At 73.1% G+C, this 17,600-nt stretch carries 15 protein-coding genes; 10 read left to right on the plus strand and 5 right to left on the minus strand.

Going from position 1 to position 17,600, the window contains the following annotated elements; genetic code table 11:
- Positions 1–23 precede the first annotated feature (23 nt).
- The 10 genes from NQZ70_RS11460 to NQZ70_RS11505 all read left to right on the plus strand — a co-directional run bounded on the left by NQZ70_RS11460 (position 24) and on the right by NQZ70_RS11505 (position 11,119).
- The gene (locus tag NQZ70_RS11460; RefSeq protein ID WP_129574255.1) at positions 24–1,781 is read left to right on the plus strand and encodes a hypothetical protein; all 1,758 of its coding nucleotides are present in this window, start codon (positions 24–26) and stop codon (positions 1,779–1,781) included.
- A 196-nt stretch (positions 1,782–1,977) separates the two neighbouring features.
- A complete protein-coding gene (locus tag NQZ70_RS11465; protein ID WP_020734229.1) occupies positions 1,978–2,304 on the plus strand; it encodes a TerB family tellurite resistance protein in 327 nt (108 codons plus the stop codon).
- A gap of 103 nt (positions 2,305–2,407) precedes the next feature.
- Complete coding sequence (purE, locus tag NQZ70_RS11470; RefSeq protein ID WP_207217987.1) at positions 2,408–2,911, plus strand: 5-(carboxyamino)imidazole ribonucleotide mutase; 504 nt, start codon at positions 2,408–2,410, stop codon at positions 2,909–2,911.
- 39 nt (positions 2,912–2,950) lie between these two features.
- Positions 2,951–4,138, plus strand: a complete 1,188-nt coding sequence (gene purK, locus NQZ70_RS11475; RefSeq protein WP_129574256.1) for a 5-(carboxyamino)imidazole ribonucleotide synthase — start codon at positions 2,951–2,953, stop codon at positions 4,136–4,138.
- Between the two features lie 195 nt (positions 4,139–4,333).
- A complete protein-coding gene (locus NQZ70_RS11480; RefSeq protein ID WP_237245233.1) occupies positions 4,334–5,713 on the plus strand; it encodes a DUF5050 domain-containing protein in 1,380 nt (459 codons plus the stop codon).
- 214 nt (positions 5,714–5,927) lie between these two features.
- On the plus strand, positions 5,928–6,641 hold the full coding sequence (locus tag NQZ70_RS11485) for a hypothetical protein (RefSeq protein WP_129574257.1): 714 nt from the start codon (positions 5,928–5,930) through the stop codon (positions 6,639–6,641).
- Positions 6,638–7,702 (plus strand): hypothetical protein, encoded by a 1,065-nt coding sequence (locus NQZ70_RS11490; protein WP_129574258.1) that lies wholly within the window; start codon positions 6,638–6,640, stop codon positions 7,700–7,702. Before NQZ70_RS11485 ends, NQZ70_RS11490 begins: the two co-directional genes overlap by 4 nt.
- A gap of 194 nt (positions 7,703–7,896) precedes the next feature.
- Positions 7,897–8,880, plus strand: coding sequence for a hypothetical protein (locus NQZ70_RS11495; RefSeq protein WP_129574259.1), 984 nt, complete (start codon positions 7,897–7,899; stop codon positions 8,878–8,880).
- 110 nt (positions 8,881–8,990) lie between these two features.
- Positions 8,991–9,494 carry a hypothetical protein gene (locus NQZ70_RS11500; protein ID WP_129574260.1) on the plus strand — a complete coding sequence of 168 codons (504 nt, stop codon included), beginning with the start codon at positions 8,991–8,993 and terminating at the stop codon, positions 9,492–9,494.
- Positions 9,495–10,147: 653 nt separating this feature from the next.
- A complete protein-coding gene (locus tag NQZ70_RS11505; RefSeq protein WP_129574261.1) occupies positions 10,148–11,119 on the plus strand; it encodes a hypothetical protein in 972 nt (323 codons plus the stop codon).
- 546 nt (positions 11,120–11,665) lie between these two features.
- On the opposite strand, the gene NQZ70_RS11510 is transcribed toward NQZ70_RS11505, so the two are convergent.
- The 5 genes from NQZ70_RS11510 to NQZ70_RS11530 form a co-directional block, all read right to left on the minus strand.
- A complete protein-coding gene (locus tag NQZ70_RS11510; RefSeq protein ID WP_129574262.1) occupies positions 11,666–12,802 on the minus strand; it encodes a hypothetical protein in 1,137 nt (378 codons plus the stop codon).
- The gene (locus tag NQZ70_RS11515) at positions 12,799–13,869 is read right to left on the minus strand and encodes a tetratricopeptide repeat protein (RefSeq protein ID WP_129574263.1); all 1,071 of its coding nucleotides are present in this window, start codon (positions 13,867–13,869) and stop codon (positions 12,799–12,801) included. The genes NQZ70_RS11510 and NQZ70_RS11515 overlap by 4 nt, the downstream gene beginning before the upstream one ends.
- 75 nt (positions 13,870–13,944) lie before the next feature.
- Positions 13,945–15,549, minus strand: coding sequence for a serine/threonine-protein kinase (locus NQZ70_RS11520; protein WP_129574264.1), 1,605 nt, complete (start codon positions 15,547–15,549; stop codon positions 13,945–13,947).
- A gap of 181 nt (positions 15,550–15,730) precedes the next feature.
- Positions 15,731–16,255, minus strand: a complete 525-nt coding sequence (locus tag NQZ70_RS11525) for a 2'-5' RNA ligase family protein (RefSeq protein WP_129574265.1) — start codon at positions 16,253–16,255, stop codon at positions 15,731–15,733.
- Between the two features lie 66 nt (positions 16,256–16,321).
- Positions 16,322–17,590, minus strand: a complete 1,269-nt coding sequence (locus NQZ70_RS11530; protein ID WP_129574266.1) for a glycosyltransferase — start codon at positions 17,588–17,590, stop codon at positions 16,322–16,324.
- Positions 17,591–17,600: the final 10 nt, after the last annotated feature.

Raw genomic sequence — 17,600 nt, forward strand, 5'->3', positions numbered from 1 at the left:
CCCGCCGCGCTGAGCCGTTCGCCATGCGCAGCCGACCCGACGTCGAGCTCCGGATGTCCAGGACCGTCCACCCGGGCGACGTCGTCCTGGTCGAGCTCATGCTGCGCAGCCGCGCGAGGACGCCGGTCGACTCCATCGAGCTCCACCTGGAGGGCATGCAGGTCGCCCGCGTCGAGGAGCGCGTCCTCGTGCCGCCCCACTTCCTCTCGCTCGTCGCCCGCCTCGCGGGGGAGACGACGCTCCCCGAGGGCGAGCAGCGCTACCGCGCGAGCTTCCCGCTCCCGGCCGACGCGCCCTGCTCGTACCTCGGCACGCGCGCCGAGATCCGCTACGGCATCACGCTCTCCATCGCGATCCCGTGGTGGCTCGACGTCCAGGAGTCGTACGAGGTGCTCGTCACGCCGCGCCCGGGCACGCGCCCGCCCCGCTCGCCGGTCGCGGGCACCACCGCGCGCGGCGACAGCCCCTTCATCGAGGTCTCGCTCGACGACCAGGTCTTCGCGCCGGGCGACGAGATCTCGGGGGCGGTGGCGCTCGGCAACGTGCAGGGCCGCGGCGTGCGCGGGATCGAGATCTCTCTGGTCGGCGTCGAGCGCCTGCTCAGCGGGGGCCCCGCCGCGTCGAACCGCGCGACCGAGGCGCACCGCTTCACCGCCTTCCGCCGCGCGGACAGCCGCGACGAGGGGCGGGAGCTGCCCTTCCGGTTCCGGATCCCCCGCTCCGTCGCGCCCTCGTTCGACGCCGGGTGGGTCGCCCTCGTCTGGGGGCTCGAGGTGCGCGTCGAGCTCGCGCGGGCGGACGGCGTCGTCCACACGACGCCGCTCGTGCTCGGCGTCTTCGACCGGCCGCCCGGCCTCGGCGCGATCCGCCGGCAGATCGGCTCGGGGCGGTGGCGCGCGGTCTGGGGCGCGGTCGGCGCGCGCCACGGCCTGTCGCTCGATCCGCTGGAGCTGCGCCTCTCGGGCGCGCTCGCCGGCTGCGCGGCGTCGGTGTGGATCGACGCGGGCTCGTCGTCGAGCGGCGCGCTCGTGGGCGAGCTGCGCTGGCCGTCGTGGGGGCTCGACCTGGAGGTCGGCGTGAAGCGCTTCCTGCTCGCGCTCGCCTCCGAGGACGACGAGGGCTTCGGCCGCCGCTACCGCGTGCGCGGGCGCGACCCCGGCCAGGTCCGCGCCGTCGTCGCGGGGCCGCTGCGCAGGGCGCTGCTCGCCTTCGACGACGTCCGGCTCGACGACGAGCACGTGTCGGTCCGGTCCCGCACGCCGGGCCACGACCAGCCGTGGCTCGGCGCGTTCCTGGAGCACCTCGCCGCGCTGGCGGCCGAGATCACCGCGGCGTCCGCGCGCATCCCGCCGCCCACGCCGATGGCCGGCATGCGCCCGGCGTGGGAGCGGTTCGCGGCCGAGGTCCACGGCCGCTTCGAGGTCGGCCGCATGCGCATCCGCGACGCGCAGCTCGACGGCGCCACGTTCCACATCGACACGTGCTTCGAGCGAGGCCCCCACCCCGAGCGCTCCGAGGTCACGCTGGTGCTCGATCCGCCCCTCGACGCGGCGCTCGACCCCGACGATCCCGAGCAGCTGCGCGCGGCCTCGCCCGGGGCGCGCGAGGCGGTGAAGCGCCTGCGGGCCCGCACGCACGCGCTGCGGATCGCGCCGCACGCCATCGTGATCACGGTGCCGGCGCCGCTCGAGGACCCCGCGACCCTGCGCGATCTGCTCGGCGCGCAGCTGCACCTGTCGGCGCTCCTGCGCGGCCGGCGCGTCGCGCGCCCGTACCGCTGAGGCGCCGCGGGCGGGCAGCGCGGAATCGCGAAAGGAGCGGGAAGGAGCGGGAAGGATCGGGAAGGAGCGGAAGCGGGAAGAGGCCGGGGCGCCGGAGCGCGTGAGCGCGAACGGCGAGGTCCCGGGAATCCTTTACGGCGGGCGGCGTGCCGATTCCACACAAAGCGCCGGCTGATCCGGGCTAGAGTCTCCGCCCATGCTCGACAAGCTCTCTCGCCAAGAACGCCTCCAGCTGATGCGGTTCATCTGCTCGTTCGCCTGGGCCGACCTCCAGGTGCGCGAGCAGGAGCGCGCGTTCGTGCGCAAGATGATCCTGCGGCTCCAGCTCGACGAGGAGGAGGCCAAGCAGGTGCGCAGCTGGCTCGAGGTGCCGCCCGCGGCCGACGACCTGGATCCGATGAAGATCCCCCGCGCGCACCGGCAGCTCTTCCTGGCGGCCGCGCGCGAGATGATCTCGTCCGACGGCGAGATCGGCGAGGAGGAGCGCGAGAGCCTGAGCCTGCTAGAGCAGCTCACGCGCTGACCGGGGCGCGGCGCCTCGGTCGATGGATGATGGATCGGTGATCGGTGGAACGATGAGCACGATGGAGCAAGGAGGAGCCGGCGAGGGCCGGGCCCCGACGGCGATGGGAGCGAGCTCGACCGAGAGGCCCTGGGTCGGCGTGATCATGGGGGGCAAGAGCGACTACGAGCACCTCGCCGTGACGAGCGAGCTGCTCACGCAGCTCGGTATCCCGCACGAGGTGCGGGTCGTCTCGGCGCACCGCACGCCGGACCGGATGTTCGAGTACGCGAGCACGGCCGCGGACCGCGGGATCGAGGTGATCATCGCCGCCGCGGGCGGCGCCGCCCACCTGCCCGGGATGGTCGCCGCGAAGACCGTGCTCCCGGTCATCGGCGTGCCCATCCCCGCCACGGCGCTGAACGGCATGGACGCGCTGCTCTCGATCGTCCAGATGCCCAAGGGCGTCCCGGTCGCCACGATGGCGATCGGCAAGCCCGGCGCCGCCAACGCCGCCCTGTTCGCGGCGGCGATCCTGTCGGGCAAGCACCCCGAGCTCCGCGAGCGCCTCGCCGCGTTCCGCAGCGCCCAGGAGGCGTCGGTGCTCCGCGACTCGGTCATCGTCTAGCCTCACCCAGCTTCACCCAGTCTTTCACAGGTCCCAGAAATGCCCATCGCTCCCGGCTCTACGCTCGGTATCCTCGGCGGCGGTCAGCTCGGCCGCATGACGGCGCTCGCCGCCCGCACGCTCGGATACAAGGTCCACGCCCTCGACCCGGATCCGGACTGCCCGGCCCGGTCGGTGCTCGATCGCTGCATCGTGGCCTCGTTCGACGACGCCGCGCAGGCGGCCGAGCTCGCGTCGCAGTGCGACGTGGTGACGCTCGAGATCGAGAAGGTCGCCACCGCCGGCCTCGCGGCCGCCGCGCGGCTCGCGCCGGTGCGCCCGTCGGCCGACGTGCTGGCCATGGTACAGGATCGCGGCGTCCAGAAGAGCTGGCTGTCGAACAACGGCTTCCCGGTGGGCCCCTTCCGCGAGGTCGCGACCAGCGCGGAGCTCCTCGGGGCGACGCGCGCCATGGGCGGGGCGTGCTTCGTGAAGTCGTGCGTCGGCGGGTACGACGGCAGGGGGCAGCTGCGGCTCTCGGGGGGCGCGCCGCCGGGCGGCGGCGACGTCGATCGCGAGGTGGAGGCGCTCTTCGGATCGCTGGGCGGCCAGCGCTGCGTGGTCGAGCAGGCGCTCGATCTCGAGGCCGAGCTCTCGGTGCTCGTCGCGCGGAGCCCGAGCGGCAAGCTGGCGGTCTACCCGCCGGCCCTGAACCACCACCGCGACCAGATCCTCGACTGGTCGCTGCTGCCCGGCCCCCTCTCGGCCTCGGTGACGGGGCAGGCGGTGCAGATCGCGCTCGATCTCGCGGTCGGCCTGCGGGTCGAGGGCCTGCTCGTGGTCGAGCTCTTCCTGCTCAAGGACGGCCGCCTCCTCATCAACGAGCTCGCCCCGCGGCCGCACAACAGCTACCACGCCTCCGAGGTCGCCTGCGCGACGAGCCAGTTCGAGCAGGCGGTCCGCGCCGTCTGCGATCTGCCGCTCGGCTCGGTCGAGATCGTCCGCCCCGCCGCGATCGTCAACCTGCTCGGCGACGCGTGGCTCGGCGGCGCGCCGCCGCCCTTCGAGGCCGCGCTGGAGATCCCGGGCGTCCGGCTCCACCTCTACGGCAAGCGCATCGCCCGGCCCGGCCGCAAGATGGGCCACCTCTCGGCCACGGGCAGCACGCCGGAGGAGGCGCTCGTCGCCGCCAAGCTCGCGATGGCCCGCCTGTCGGCGCACGCCGGCCTGCCGCTCCCCAGCCGGTAACGGCCTCTCGCGCCGCGCGCAACGCTCTCACCAGGTCATCACACCTCACCTCCGAGCTCCTCAGGGCCGCTCGGCTCCGTCGCGCCGATCTCGTCGCGTCAATTCATGAGCCGCGGGCGAGCCGGGGCGCGACTGCTCGCCCATCACAACCAGTGCGGGTGGGGTGGCGACGACCGCCCGCGGAGAGGCGAGACGATGAGCAGATCCTCATTCGTGGTGTTGGCGTGCGCGGCGGCTGCGCTCGGCAGCGCGTCGTGCGGGGGGACGGACGCGGGCGACGACGCCGCGCCGGGTGAGAGCCCGCAGTTCTCCGTCGACGCCCAGGGCGGCGTCTTCACCGCGGAGGACGGCTTCACGATCGAGGTGCCGCCGGGCGCGGTCAGCGCGGCGACGGGGCTCACCATCGAGCGCGTCGAGGCCACGCGCGACGGCGCGGTTGGGCCCATGTATGTCCTCGGCCCCGAGGGGCAGACGTTCGCCAAGCCGATCACGCTCACGCTGCCGATCACCGTCGAGCTCGAGGCGGAGCTCGGGGAGAACACCTTCCTCGACGCGTACGGCTTCACCGCGCCCACCGGCTCCGACGACTTCACCCCGATGGAGCGTCACGACCCCTCTCTCGCCGGGGTCATCACGGAGACTTCGCATTTCTCCAGCTTCTTTGCCGGGATGATCCCGCCGACGGCGATGGCGAGCCAGCACTACTTCCCGAAGGCGATCGCCGCCGACGACGCCTACCTCTATTTCGCGAGCGGCGGCACCGAGGACACCGCGCCCGAGGACTCGAACGACGGCTTCATCTATCGCGTCAAGAAGGGCACCACCGAGGCGGAGGCGATGACGCCCCCGGATCCCGACCCCACGGCGCTGTGGGTCAACGACACCGACGTGTACTGGGCGAGCGGCGGCGACAACGATCCGGTCATCCCGTCGGCGATCAAGCGCGTCGACAAATCCACCCTGGAGATGGAGACGCTGGTCGAGATCGGTTATCTGCTGAGCCTCATCGGCGACGAAACGTCGCTCTATTTCGGCGACGGCGATGGCCACAACATCTACAAGATGGCGCTCGACGGCGGCGAGCCCGTCGTCCTCGCGGAAGACGCCGGCAGGCCCGAGCACCTCGCGCAGGACAAAGACCACATCTACTGGACCGGCGGCAAGGCGACAAACAAGGTCTACAAGGTGGCGAAGTCGGGCGGGGAGGTGACGGTCATCGCCGAGAACGAGGCGGAGCCGACCGGGATCGCGGTGGACGCGGAGTTCGTCTACTGGGCGAGCGCCGGCGACGGCGGCGTGTTCAAGGCGCCGATCGCCGGTGGGGCCAAGACGCTGATCCATCAGGGCGGCTCGATGGCGGGGCTGGCCCTCCGGGGCTCGACGCTGTTCTCGACGGACACGAGCCGGAACCGCAGCGTCAACGCGCACGATCTCGAGAGCGGCACGACCGTCGTGCTCGCGCTCGGCCAGCACTTCGCCTGGCGCATCGCCGCCCCGGAAGGTCAGGACGTGTTCTGGACGAACGGCGGCGATTACCGCTTCGAAGGCCAGATCGTCGCCTACCGCGCGCCTTGAGCGCGCGCGTCCCGGCGGCGCGCGCGAGCGCGCGACAGCAGGGGCGAACGCGACGGACGGTGCCTGTTCGCCCTTGCCGCGCTCCGCCGCCGGGCGGCGCCTGCGGCCGCGTCGCGAGCTCTCCTGAGGCCGCTCGCCAGCGCGCCGCGCCGGTCAGACAGGGGTCTGGGCGCGTTGACGGCGTGAGACGTCCTCGCGTATCTATTCATGTGCGATGCAGATCACCCTCGCGAGCGCCAGGCTGCGAACCGCGCTGTTCGCCTCGATGGCGGCCGTCGCGGGCGCCGGGCTCGCCGTCGAGGTGCTCAAGCCGATCCTCAAGCTGAAGAGCCGCAGCGGCGTCGTCCCGCTGCTCTCGCTGAGCTACGAGCAGAATGTGCCCACGTGGTACACATCGTGTCTGCTGTTCGCGTGCTCTCTCACCCTCGCGGCGATCGCCGCCGGCGCCCGCCGCGGGGGCCGGTTCGTGAAGCACTGGTGGGGGCTCGCCGCGGCGTTCCTCTACATCTCGCTCGACGAGGTCGTGGAGATCCACGAAGCGGCGAGCTCCTGGCTCGATCTGGGCGGCGTCCTGTATTTCAGCTGGGTGATCCCGGCGGCCGTCGTGGTGGCGGCGTTCGCGCTCGCGTACCTCGGGTTCCTCGCGCACCTCCCGCGCGGCACCCGGAACCGGTTCCTGCTCTCGGGCAGCATCTATGTCGCCGGCGCCCTCGTCCTGGAGCTGCCGCTCGGGTACTGGACCGCGCAGGCCGGGAGCGACAACCTCGTCTACGCGCTCATCGACTTCGTGGAGGAGTCGATGGAGATGCTGGGCTTGAATCTCTTCCTCCTGTCGCTCGTCGACCACCTCGCCGTGCAGGGGTGGACGATCGGCTTCTCGCCAGCAGCTCCGGAGGCGCCGTCTGCCCCGGTCGAGCGTGCGGCATGAGCGCCCGGGCCGAGCCCGCGTCTCCCGCGCTCACCGCCGCGGGCAGGACGGCCTACATCGTCGGCCCCTGGTACGACTGGGCTTTCTTCCTGCTCCCGCCGCTCGTCGCGGTGGCCGCCGGCGCCTCGATCGCGGGGACGCCGTTCACCGACGCGCGGTTCCGGCTGTATGGGGAGAAGGTCACGTGGGCGGGGCTCTTCATCGGGACGCTCATTCACGGCCACCTCGCCGCGGTGCTCCTCCGGAGCCACGGCAACGCGGAGATCTTCCGGCAGCACCGGCTCCGCTTCCTCGTGGCGCCGGTCGCCCTGTTCGCCGCGATGATGCTGTCCATGTGGGCCGTCGTTTGCGTGACGGTCCTCGTGGTGTTCTGGGACGTCTACCACTCGGCGCTCCAGACGTTCGGCCTCGGGCGCATCTACGACACCCGCGCGGGGAACGCGCCGGCGCTCGGCCGCCGGCTGGATCTCTGGCTCAACCTGCTCCTCTACGTCGGCCCCATCCTGGCGGGCGCGACGATGATCCTCCACTTCCAGAGCTTCGACGCCTTCGAGGACGTGGGCGCCGCCCTCTTCACCTCCGTCCCGGGGCTGATGGAGGCGCACCACCGCGTCATCCGCTGGGTCGTCATCGCCGCAGGGACCTTGTTCCTGGTCTATTACGCGCTCGCTTACCGCTCCCTGTACCGGCGCGGCTACCGGGTGTCGTTCCCGAAGGTGTGGCTGTTCGTGACGACGGGGCTCTGCTCCATCTACACGTGGGGGTTCAACCCCTGGGGACAGGCGTTCTTCATCATGAACCTGTTCCACGCGGTGCAGTACCTCGCGCTCGTCTGGTGGTCGGAGGGCGGCCGCCTCCGCCGGCGGCTGCGCCTCGACGCGCGCCGCGCCGGCAAGCCGATCGCGGTCGCCGTCTTCCTCGGGGGCGTCCTCGCGTACGGCGTGTGGGCCGAGCTCGCGCCGGCGGAGGACCGCGCGCTCTGGTCGCTCACGCAGACCGTCGCGCTGATGCACTTCTGGTACGACGGCTTCATCTGGTCCGTGACCCGCAAGCAGGTGTGAGGCGGCGGCATGCGGGTCATGAGCACCTCGGGACAGGTCCACGGCCGCGCGGCGCCGCCGGCGCGCGCCCGTGGCGCGGGCGGACGGCCACGCGGGCGCGGCCGCTCTGGTACGATGCGGCCGGCTCACCCGGCCGCCGAGAGATGGACTCCGCAGTCGAAGCGCTCGATCCGGGCTTTGCCAAAGAGGGATGTATGAGAATCCAGGGTTGTCTCCGCTCCGTGCTCCTCTCGCTCGCGGTGGTCTCCACGGCGCTCGTCGCGCCCGCCTGCAGCAAGTCGCCGCAGATCACGGCGGAGAGCATCGAGGACAACTGGGCGCTGACGGAGCAGCACGAGCCCGGCTCCGTGGTCATGACCGTGGCCCAGGACGGGCAGGTGACGGTGCTCGTGAAGGACAGCGGCGGCAAGCCCATCGAAGAGGGCGTGTCGGGCCATCTCACGGTCAAGGTGCCTGGCAAGGACGGCGCCCCCGTGAAGGCGGAGCTCGTGCCGGAGCCCAAGTCGGGCGGCGTCCTGCGCGCCAAGATCCCGCCGCTCGAGGACGACCTCACCGAGGTGGGCTACGAGTTCAAGGTCAGGGGCGAGCCGTTCACGGGCGTGCTGCACGTGCCGCGCGGCGGGACCCGGGAGCTCCAGGAGAGCGCCAAGGAGAACCAGGCGACCAAGGTCGATGGGCTGAAGGGCCCGAACGGCGGCGTGCTCCAGCCGGTCGGCGACGACATCGTGGAGATCGTCGCCGACAAGGAGACGGGCGACCTGCGCGTCTACGTGCTCGATCTCAACCTCAAGCCGGTCCCGATCGGCGAGCGCGAGATCAAGCTGGCCATCCACACGGCGTCGGGCCCCGACGTCATCGTGCTCGCGCCCGGGCCCGATCGGCTTTACTTCACCGGCAAGCTGAAGGCGAAGGTCAACCCGACCAAGATCACGGTGGTGCTCAAGGAGGGCGGGCACACGGATGTGGTCCTCTGCGGCTACCGGCCGGGCTCGGTGATCGTTGTCGGCCCGAGCGCGCCGGTGATCGGCATCCTGGTCGCCACCGCGTGGGCCGTGAAGGTCGACGTGAGGCCCACGGTCGTGGTGCACGACGACGATGACGACGACGGCCGCCGGGTCATCGTCATCCACAAGGGCAAGCACAAGGGAAAGGGCAAGGGCAAGTGGCGCTGGAAGTGAGGAGGGCCGGCGCCGCGGCCCCGCGCGGCGCCCCGGCGAGGTGACGCGGCGGCCCGGCGCGGTAAGGTAGCGGTGCCGCGCCCGCCTCACCCGACGGAAGGCCCTCCTCCATGATCGAAGCGCCCGAGCTCCCCGACCTCTCCCCCGACGACGCTCACCCCCGGGCGGCCGCTGCCCTGGCCGACCCGTTCTTCTGGTCGCTGACCGACGAGACCGCCCCGTTCGGCAACGAGACGGCGCACGAGACGCTGACCGCGTTCCGCGACTTCCGCGACGAGCACCCGAAGGGGAGCCCCCTCGAGCTGCTCGACGCGCTCCTCGCCCGCTGGGAGGTGGAGAGCGCCCACTGGAACGCCGTGGACGCGGCCGAGGTCCAGGCGCTCGGCGAGGAGGACGAGTACGGCCTGCTCACGCGGGACGAGGCGATCCTCGCCCTCGCCTTCAGCCAGATCGTGACCGAGGGCAGGCTCGACCCCGAGGTGCGCCGCCGCGCGCTCTTGGCGCTGGCCCGGCAGGCGCTGCCCGCCCTGCTCAGCGCCTTCGAGGGGCGCGCCCTGGAGCGCGCGCTCAGGATCGACCGGATGAGGGCCGTCCTCGCGGAGCGCTGGGAGTAGCGCGGCGTCGCTCCGGTCGCCTCGAGGGCCTACCGCCATTGGAAAATGGGGTATGCCGCCAGGCCAAAAGAAGCGAATCCTCGAATCCGAGCCCGTCTTCCTTCGGATCCTCGACCGCGTCCCACCTGCACGCGGGCGCTTTGATGATTGAACCTCGACAGGCCTGCTCGTCCTGGGGACAGCGTTCCCCTCGTCGATGCGACACACTGTAGGGGGGCTCGCAGAGAGCGTCAGTGGATGCGTCTACCGACCGAGTCGTCAGGGAGACCCTGAATTTTGTGCCGCTCCGTCGTCAGCGCCTGGAGGGCTGGATCGCCGCAATCGGGCCGGATTTCGCGGCCTTGGGGCAGGTCGAGCAGCCCGACCGACAAGCCCTCGTGTCACCGGTGTTTTCGAGCGCCGGGCCATCGAGGCATGCGGCTGTTGCGCTCATGGATCATCGAGCTCATCGGTGCATGGATGATCAGGTCCCCCTCTTCCTCGGCGCGCTCAGCGCGAGGACTCGGCAGGGACGGCAACGCTCGTCGCCCCCCTCGGCCGATCCGCTGGAGCGGGCGCTACGCGCGTGATACAATCCACGTTCCGGCGATCGACGTCGCGGGACCGTCGACGAGCGGGTAGGGCATAGCGCCCCGAAGGAGAAGGAGTGCGGAATGGAGCTTAGAGCATGGTGCGCGGCGCTTTGCGCAGGGATGGTGGGTCTTGTGGCGTGCGGCGGTGACTCGGGCACCAACGACGACAGCGGTTCGCCGGGCGCGGCCAGCGGAGGGAGCCAGGGGCAGGGGGGGGACATCTTCGGGTCGGGGAGTGGCCCCTTCGGGCAAGGCGGGGGCTCCTTCGGCAACGGGGTCAGCGGAGCGACCGGCGGGACAGGGGGCAGCGGCGCGAACAGCGCGGGGTGCCAGCACGTCGATGTCGTGTTCGCGCTCGACAACTCCTCGAGCATGAACGAGGAAAAGCAGTCGATGCGCGAGGTCGTGTTCCCGGCCTTCGCGCAGGCGCTGCTCGATATCAGCGGCATCCAAGACTTCCGCGCGGCCGTGATCGACGCCTGCCCGCGTCCTGCAAATTTCCACACGCGCGGCGCCGCAGGCCAATGTTCGTTCCAGAGCGGACAAGCGTGGATGGATAGCTCGAGCTCCGAGCTCACGGGCGAGTTCCAGTGCGCCGCAGATCTTTATGTGGACGATGTCCAGTGCAGCGGCAACAACGACGACGAACAGCCCGCGTCCGCCGTCGCCGCCGCGCTGGAGCCGCCGTTCTCCCAGGAGGAGAACGCGGGGTTCGTCCGCGATGACGCGCTCCTCGTGGTGGTGGTGATCACCGATGAGGACGAGCAGCCCGTCCCGCGCCAGGAGCCGCAAGCGATCCACGATCGCCTCGTCAAGGTGAAGGGCGACGCGAAGAACGTCGTGTTCCTCGGCATCGGCGGGAAGACCGATTGCGAGGGGGCCTATGGGAGCGCGGATGAGGCCCGCAACCTGCAGCGGCTCGTGAACACGTTCTCCTCCGACGGCCGCGGCTTCTTCTGGGATCTCTGCGCGGGGCGCCTCGAGGACGGCCTCACGAACGCCCTCACGGCGATCGAGGAGGCGTGCGAGGAGTTCGTGCCCGTCGTGAATTGACGCGAGCCGGGCGCCCGCTCGACCTCGCGAATACCCGCCTCCCCTCCCGTGATCTGAGCTGACCGCCGCGCGCTCCGCCATCCGCCGAGGAGCGCTCGGAACCCACGGCGCACGCGCTGGATTGCGACCCGGAGGGGTCCAGAGCCCGCGCGAGCGCTCTGGATTGCGATCCGGAGGGGTCCGGACCCCCCTTCTGGCACAAGATCGAGCGCTTTTGAGGGGTAAATGGCACAAATCTGCTCGGAATCGGGCGTTATTTGGCACAGATTCCGCCGGAATGGCTCTCCGCGGAACGGTTCGGAGGGGTCCGGACCCCGGTGTGTCGCAATGCATTGCGGTTGAGCCAGTGTCGGACCCCCCTCCCATGGCACAGACGGCGGCTCGCTCGGCACATCTCTCCCATCCATGCAGGACGTAACCAGGCCAGGCATCGTCGTGCCGGCCCCCCGGGGGACAGGACGAGGCCCTGCAGCACGACCGCTGTCGGGCCCCTGGAGCGCACCGGCCCCTACGTCCACAGGGCAGCGCCGCGCCGCCCGCCATCCGTCACTGGCAGGGCGGATCCCCGAGCGCCGCAGCGCACAGGGTCGGATCCTCGAACGCGCGGCTCACGTGGAGCAGCCGGCACGCGACCGTAGGGCCCTCGGCGCTCGCGACGGCGTAGCCGGAGTCGCGGCCCGCCCCCGACACATCGCCGCAGTCGAGCTCGCACGCCTCCCGGTCCCCGAAGATCTCGTCGAACGCCTCCTTGCAGGCCGCCTCGAGCAGCGTGCAGTACGACGCGCAGTTGCCCGTGGTCGTGGAGTCGCCGTCGAGCCCGCAATGGCCGTCGCCGCCCGGCCCCGCGTGCGCGCAGTGGGTGTCCGGGGCCAGCAGCGCGCTGTAGGCGTGGTACTGGCGGCAGCCCACCGTGTTCTCGCTCCGGTCCTCCGTTCCGCCCGGCGGGAGCGCCGCGCAGACGGTGAGGCACTGCTCGATGGAGTCGTAGACGGCCCGGTCGTCCTCGCAGGACGTCATGACCACCTGGCAGAAGTCCTCGCAGCTCGGCTCGGTCCCCTCCGGCTCGATGCAGGGCGTCACCGGCATCAGGCTCGCATGCTGGCAGTGCTCGTCGGGGTCCACCGTCGCGGAGCTCACGTGCACGAGCCGGCATTGCAGCGTGTCGCCCTCGTGGTTCTCGATGGCGTCGAACCCCTCGACGTTCCGGAGCCCCGCGCACTTGGCGACGCACTCCGCCTGCGTGGGGAGCTCGGGCGTGCACGCCGCCGCCTGCAGCGCGCAGTAGCTCTCGCAGTTGGTCCCGCAGACCCCGTCGCCGCCCGGGCCCGCCGCCGGACAGTGCACCGCCGGCTCCCCGGTGAGCCCCGCGAGCTCCGCCTGGCGCGCGCGGCAGGCGAGCGTGTTGTCCACCGGCTCCAGCGGATCGCCCGCCGGGAGCGCCGCGCACACGCCGTGGCAGGTGTCCAGCGTGGAGTACACCTGGTTCTCGCCCGTGCAGTTCGCCATCACGTCGGCGCAGTACGACGCGCACGCCTCGCTCACGGGGGGCTCCTGCTCCTCCTCCGGCGGAACGTAGGTGCGGTCCTCGATGCCGGCGATGGCGTGGCAGCCGAGCCAGCCGGAGAGCGCCGCCGGGGCGAGCAGGACGAGCGGCAAGAGCCCGGTCGGGAGGGCGCGCCTCATTGGAACGTCCCTCCGACGCGCAGCCCGACGTTGCGCGCGCCCACCACCGGCCCCACCTCGACCCGCGACGACGGCCGCGGCGCGACGAAGTACAGCACCGCGCCGCCGGCGAGCGCCGCCGCCCCGAGCCCGAACGCGATGTTCGAGGCGGTGGCGGCGCTGCTGGCCTCCTCGGTCAGCGTCACGCCGCGCGGATCCTCGCACGTGCTGCCGCCCTTGCAGTAGCCCTCGGCGTCGCCGTTCTTCGAGATGGCCTTCACGCCGAAGAACGTCCCCACGCCGAGCCCCACGACGCCCGCGCCGCCCACGACCAGGCCGAGCAGGCGCATCGTGTCGCCCCGCGACGCCGCCGGCGCCGGAGCGGGCGCCGGAGCAGACGCCGGCGCGGGCGCGCCGACCGCGGGCGCGGCGACCTCCGCCTCGCTGGGCGGCGGCTTGACCGGGTCGGGCGGCGGCCCCTCGAGCCGCTTGAGCGCCGGCACGTCGACGTTCGCCGAGGCCTTGTTGCTCCCGAGCTTCACCGTCGTCTTCCAGGTCTCATGGCCCGGCGCGCTCGCCTCGATCGCGATCTCGCCCGGATCCACCGGGATCGCGATGCCGAAGATCGCCGGCTCGACGGGCTGCCCGGCGGAGCGCACCGCGAACCCCTGGAGGGCCAGGTTCTCCGGGGCGACGCCGATGCTCAGCTTGGACAGGCCCGGCTCCAGCCGGGCGGCCCTCGCCTGCGCCTTGCGAGAGCGCTCGGCCTGGCCCGCGGCCCTCGACTCCGACGCGGCCTGGCGGAACGTGGCCCAGGCGCTCGCCGTGCGGCCGGTGTTCTCGTAGCACTCGGCCAGGTAGAGCAGCGTGCCGATGCCCGGGTCGATGCGGTGGCTCTGCTCCAGCCTCGGGCACGCCTCCTCGCTGCGCCCCTGCTTCATCAGATCGAGCGCCGCGTCGAAGAGCGCCTCCGCCGTCGCCTTCTCGGCGGCGCTCGGCTCCGCCCGCGCGGGGAGCGCCCCGGAGATCAACGCCGCGCACAGACCCAGGGCGACGGGGTGTGCGGTGCTTCGCTGATGCCGTCTCATTCGTCCTGTACTCTCCTCACAAGCTGGCCGCGACGGGGCCCGAGGGCCGTCGCCCGGTTGACGCGGGCGCCGCGCTCAGCGCCGCCCGCCGAAGTCGCTGATCGTGGTGTTCCGGCGCGGCTCCTGGCGCGCGCTCGCGCCGGGCTGCGCGTGCTCGGCGGGGCGCGCCGCCGCGCTCGCCGGCGGCGCGGCCGTCCGGGCGGCGGGATGCGCAGGCGGGCTGGAGGCCGCCGCCGGCGCGGCGGCGCTGGCGGCGGCCGCGGGCGGCTCGGCCGCGGCGGCGCTGGCGGCGGCCGCGGGCGGCTCGGCCGCGGCGGCGCTGCCGGCGGCCTCGGGCGCGGCGGCGCTGGCGGCGGCGGCGGGCGGCTCGGCCGCGGCGGCGCTGGCGGCGGCGGCGGGCGGCTCGGGCGCGGCGGCGTTGGCGGCGGCGGCGGGCAGCTGCGTCGCCGCGGGCGCGGGGGGCTGTTCGCCGCCGGCGGTGCTCCCGGAGCGCAGGAAGAGGAAGAGCAGGGCGCCGAACGAGAACGCGGCCAGCGCGGCGCCGACCGCGAGGGCCGCGCCGAGGAGCGCCCCCTTGCGCCCTGCGCGCGGCGCGTGGCCCGTGTTGCTCCACGAGCTCACCGCGGGCCCCGTCTCCGCGGACGCCGCGGGGGACGGCGCGCCGTGCGGCACGGACGGGCGCGCTCCGGCGAGCTGCCCGCCGGTCGCCGCGCCGGGCGGAGGGAGCGAGATGCCGGGCTGGCTGTACGCCGGCGGCCGGGCGCCCGGGAGGCCGAGCACGCGGCGCGCCCGCTCGACGTGCACGTGGCTCCCGGCCGGGCCGAACGCGAGGAGCGCCGCCGCCAGATCGCCGACGTTCCTCCACCGCTGCTCGGGGTCCTTGGCGAGGCAGTGCATCACCACCGCGTCGAGCTCGCGCGGCACGTCGGCGCGCAGCTGCGCCATCGTGGGGGGCGTCTCGTGGAGCAGCGACGCGAAGAGCTGCGGCACCGAGTCGCCGTTGTAGGGCGTCCGGCCGATCAGCATCTCGTAAACGATCACGCCGAGCGCCCAGATATCGGTGCGCGCGTCGACGTCCTTGGCGCAGCGCACTTGCTCCGGGGACATGTAGAGCGGCGAGCCGAGGAGCGCCGCGGTCTTTGTCAGGGCCAGCTCGTCGCGCGAGCCGCCGAGCATCGATTTGGAGATCCCGAAATCGAGCACCTTGATGATCCGCCCGCCGTCGGGCCGGCGCGCGAGGAACAGGTTGGCCGGCTTGAGATCGCGGTGCACGATCCCCGCGGCGTGCGCCTCGGCCATGGCCTCGATGGCCTCGAGGACGTACCCGACCGCCTCCACCACGGGCAGCGCACCTCGCGCGCGGATCTCCTCCGCGAGGTTGTTCCCCTCCAGGAACTCCATCACCATGTAGGGCATTCCGTCCTGCATCGAGCCGACATCCAGGACGCGCGCCACGTGCTCGCTCTTGATCCTGGCCAGCGCGCGCGCCTCGCGCCGGAACCGCTCCGCCGGGTCGCCGCCCTCGGTCCCGGGCGAGTGCAGGAACTTCATCGCGACCCGCTGATCGAGCTCCAGGTGCCACGCGGCGACGATCGTGCCCATCGCGCCTGCGCCAACGATCTGCTCCACGCGGTATTTGCCCGCCAGCACATCGCCTATCGCAACGGGAGCCGCCACCATGGCCCGTAGGCTAGCCGAGATCCGAGGGGATCACCTACTCCGGAGAGCCGCGTCCTGCGCGCGGGACGCAACGCTCCGGCGAGCCGCCCCACCCCGGCGGAACTGTGCGCCCGGACACGCGCGCCCGGACACGCGTGCCCGGACATGCCGTGGGAGGCCCGTGCCCGCGCCGGCGAGGCGATCACGGGCGCGTCAGCGCGACGCCCTCGACGCGGCGCCAGCGCTCGGTCGGCCCGTCCACGGTCCACAGCTCGAGCCGTTCTGCCCACCATCGGTCGTGTCCGAGCGAGAGCACCCGCGGATCCGCGGCGAGGGACCGGCGGCGGTCTTCCGGCAGGTCGCCGTAGACGAGGCTCACGTGCGGGCGAAAGGGGCGCTCGCCGGCGCCGAGCGCGGCCAGCGCGGCGCGGCGCAGGGCCGCGAGCGGCTCGGTGAGCGCCACGTCGAGGAACACGCACTGGTGGCGGGAGGCGCCGACGGCGGGGCCGCATGCCCGGAGCTCCACGGGGTGGAGGGCGCCCTCGAGCTCGCCGAGCCGCGCGGCCAGCGCGGCGCCGTCGCCGCGCAGCCCGGAGACAAGGGTGAGGTGCGGCGCGAACGCCGGCCCGCCGGTCTCCCGGGCGAGCGCCGCGATGAGCTCCCGGAGCCGCGCGGCCGGCGCGCCGCCGGGGACGAGCCACAGGGCGAGCGCCTTGTCCTCCGCCATCGCCGGCTCCCTCGCGCCGCCGGGCCCCGGAGGCAAGCGGCGGCGCGCTCGGGGCAGGCGTGCGCGTCACGCGCGCGCCGCGAGGCGCCGCTCGATGTGGCCGATCGCCGTCGCAACGCCGTCCTCGCCGCGGATCTTGCGGCCGAGCTCCTCGGCGCGCTGCCGCATGCCGGCGTCGGTCGCGGCGGCGTGGATCGCGGCCGCGAGCGCCTCGGCGGTGAGGCGCGGCCGCGGGATGGCGCGCGGGCCGACGCCGAGCTCCTCGACGCGCCGACCCCAGTAGAGCTGGTCGCCGAGGTGCGGGACGACCACCGCGGGCCGCCCGGCGCGCAGGCACGCGGCCACGGTGCCGGCGCCCCCGTGGATCACCGCCGCGGCGACGCGCGGGTACAGCCAGTCGTGCGGCGCGGCGTCGATGCGCAGGATCGAGTCGGGGAGCGCGGCGTCGCCGAGCCCGGCCCAGCCCGAGAGCAGGACCGCGCGCCGGCCGCTCCGCACGACGGCGTCGACGAGGAGCCGGGTGGTCGCGGCGGGATCGTGGGACGTCATGCTGCCGAAGCCGACGGCGACGGGCGGCTCGCCCGCCGCGAGGAACCGCTCGAGCGCCTCGGGCGGCCGGTACGCGCCGCCCTCGTCGAGGAACCAGTAGCCCGTCGTGTGGAAGCCGGGCGGCCAGTCCGGGGCGCGCGGGACCACGTGGGCGCTGTAGCCGTGGACGACCAGCATGCGGCGCAGCGTGGCCAGGTACGCGCGCCGGCCCTGCGGCGGCAGGCCGAGCCGCTTTCGCACGCGGTTCGTCACGCCGGCGTACCAGCGCCACACCGTCGGCTCGATCAGGAGCTTGCCCACGAGGAGGTTGAGCGCGCTGTCGCCGCGCGGCACGGGGGCGACCGTCGCGGTCGGGCCGTGGCGCGTGGCGAGGATCGAGGGCTGGAGCGGCATGCTGACCTGCACCGCGCCGGAGGCCTCGGCGATGGACGCCGCGTACGTGTCCGAGGTGAAGCTGCTCAGGATGAGCTCGGCGCCCTCGCAGGCGCGCAGCGCGTCCTCGGACATCTCCGCGCCGTAGCGATCGATGATCTGCTGCAGGATCCGCGGCTGGGCCAGGGGATCGGTGCCGCGCGCCACCCACGCCTTGCCGAGGTCGCTCTCCATGATGTCGACGGTGTCGACGCTCGCCGGGATCGCCGTGAGGCCGTGCGCCTCGATCCAGCCCTGGAAGCTCTTGCCGGCGAGGACGCGGACGTCGTGGCCGCGGCCGGCGAGCGCCTTGCCGAGCGCGATGGCGGGCTGGACGTCGCCCCGGGTCCCGACGGCGAGCACGGTGGTCTTCATGCGGGGCCTG

It is taken from the genome of Sorangium sp. So ce836 (genome assembly GCF_028553905.1).
GTDB lineage: Bacteria > Myxococcota_A > Polyangia > Polyangiales > Polyangiaceae > Sorangium > Sorangium cellulosum_D.

Coding starts and splice junctions, on each gene's coding strand:
- NQZ70_RS11460 (WP_129574255.1), top strand. CDS start 24: ATGCGCAGCCGACCCGACGTCGAGCTCCGGATGTCCAGGACCGTCCAC.
- NQZ70_RS11465 (WP_020734229.1), top strand. CDS start 1,978: ATGCTCGACAAGCTCTCTCGCCAAGAACGCCTCCAGCTGATGCGGTTC.
- purE (WP_207217987.1), top strand. CDS start 2,408: ATGGGAGCGAGCTCGACCGAGAGGCCCTGGGTCGGCGTGATCATGGGG.
- purK (WP_129574256.1), top strand. CDS start 2,951: ATGCCCATCGCTCCCGGCTCTACGCTCGGTATCCTCGGCGGCGGTCAG.
- NQZ70_RS11480 (WP_237245233.1), top strand. CDS start 4,334: ATGAGCAGATCCTCATTCGTGGTGTTGGCGTGCGCGGCGGCTGCGCTC.
- NQZ70_RS11485 (WP_129574257.1), top strand. CDS start 5,928: ATGCAGATCACCCTCGCGAGCGCCAGGCTGCGAACCGCGCTGTTCGCC.
- NQZ70_RS11490 (WP_129574258.1), top strand. CDS start 6,638: ATGAGCGCCCGGGCCGAGCCCGCGTCTCCCGCGCTCACCGCCGCGGGC.
- NQZ70_RS11495 (WP_129574259.1), top strand. CDS start 7,897: ATGAGAATCCAGGGTTGTCTCCGCTCCGTGCTCCTCTCGCTCGCGGTG.
- NQZ70_RS11500 (WP_129574260.1), top strand. CDS start 8,991: ATGATCGAAGCGCCCGAGCTCCCCGACCTCTCCCCCGACGACGCTCAC.
- NQZ70_RS11505 (WP_129574261.1), top strand. CDS start 10,148: ATGGAGCTTAGAGCATGGTGCGCGGCGCTTTGCGCAGGGATGGTGGGT.
- NQZ70_RS11510 (WP_129574262.1), bottom strand. CDS start 12,802: ATGAGGCGCGCCCTCCCGACCGGGCTCTTGCCGCTCGTCCTGCTCGCC.
- NQZ70_RS11515 (WP_129574263.1), bottom strand. CDS start 13,869: ATGAGACGGCATCAGCGAAGCACCGCACACCCCGTCGCCCTGGGTCTG.
- NQZ70_RS11520 (WP_129574264.1), bottom strand. CDS start 15,549: ATGGTGGCGGCTCCCGTTGCGATAGGCGATGTGCTGGCGGGCAAATAC.
- NQZ70_RS11525 (WP_129574265.1), bottom strand. CDS start 16,255: ATGGCGGAGGACAAGGCGCTCGCCCTGTGGCTCGTCCCCGGCGGCGCG.
- NQZ70_RS11530 (WP_129574266.1), bottom strand. CDS start 17,590: ATGAAGACCACCGTGCTCGCCGTCGGGACCCGGGGCGACGTCCAGCCC.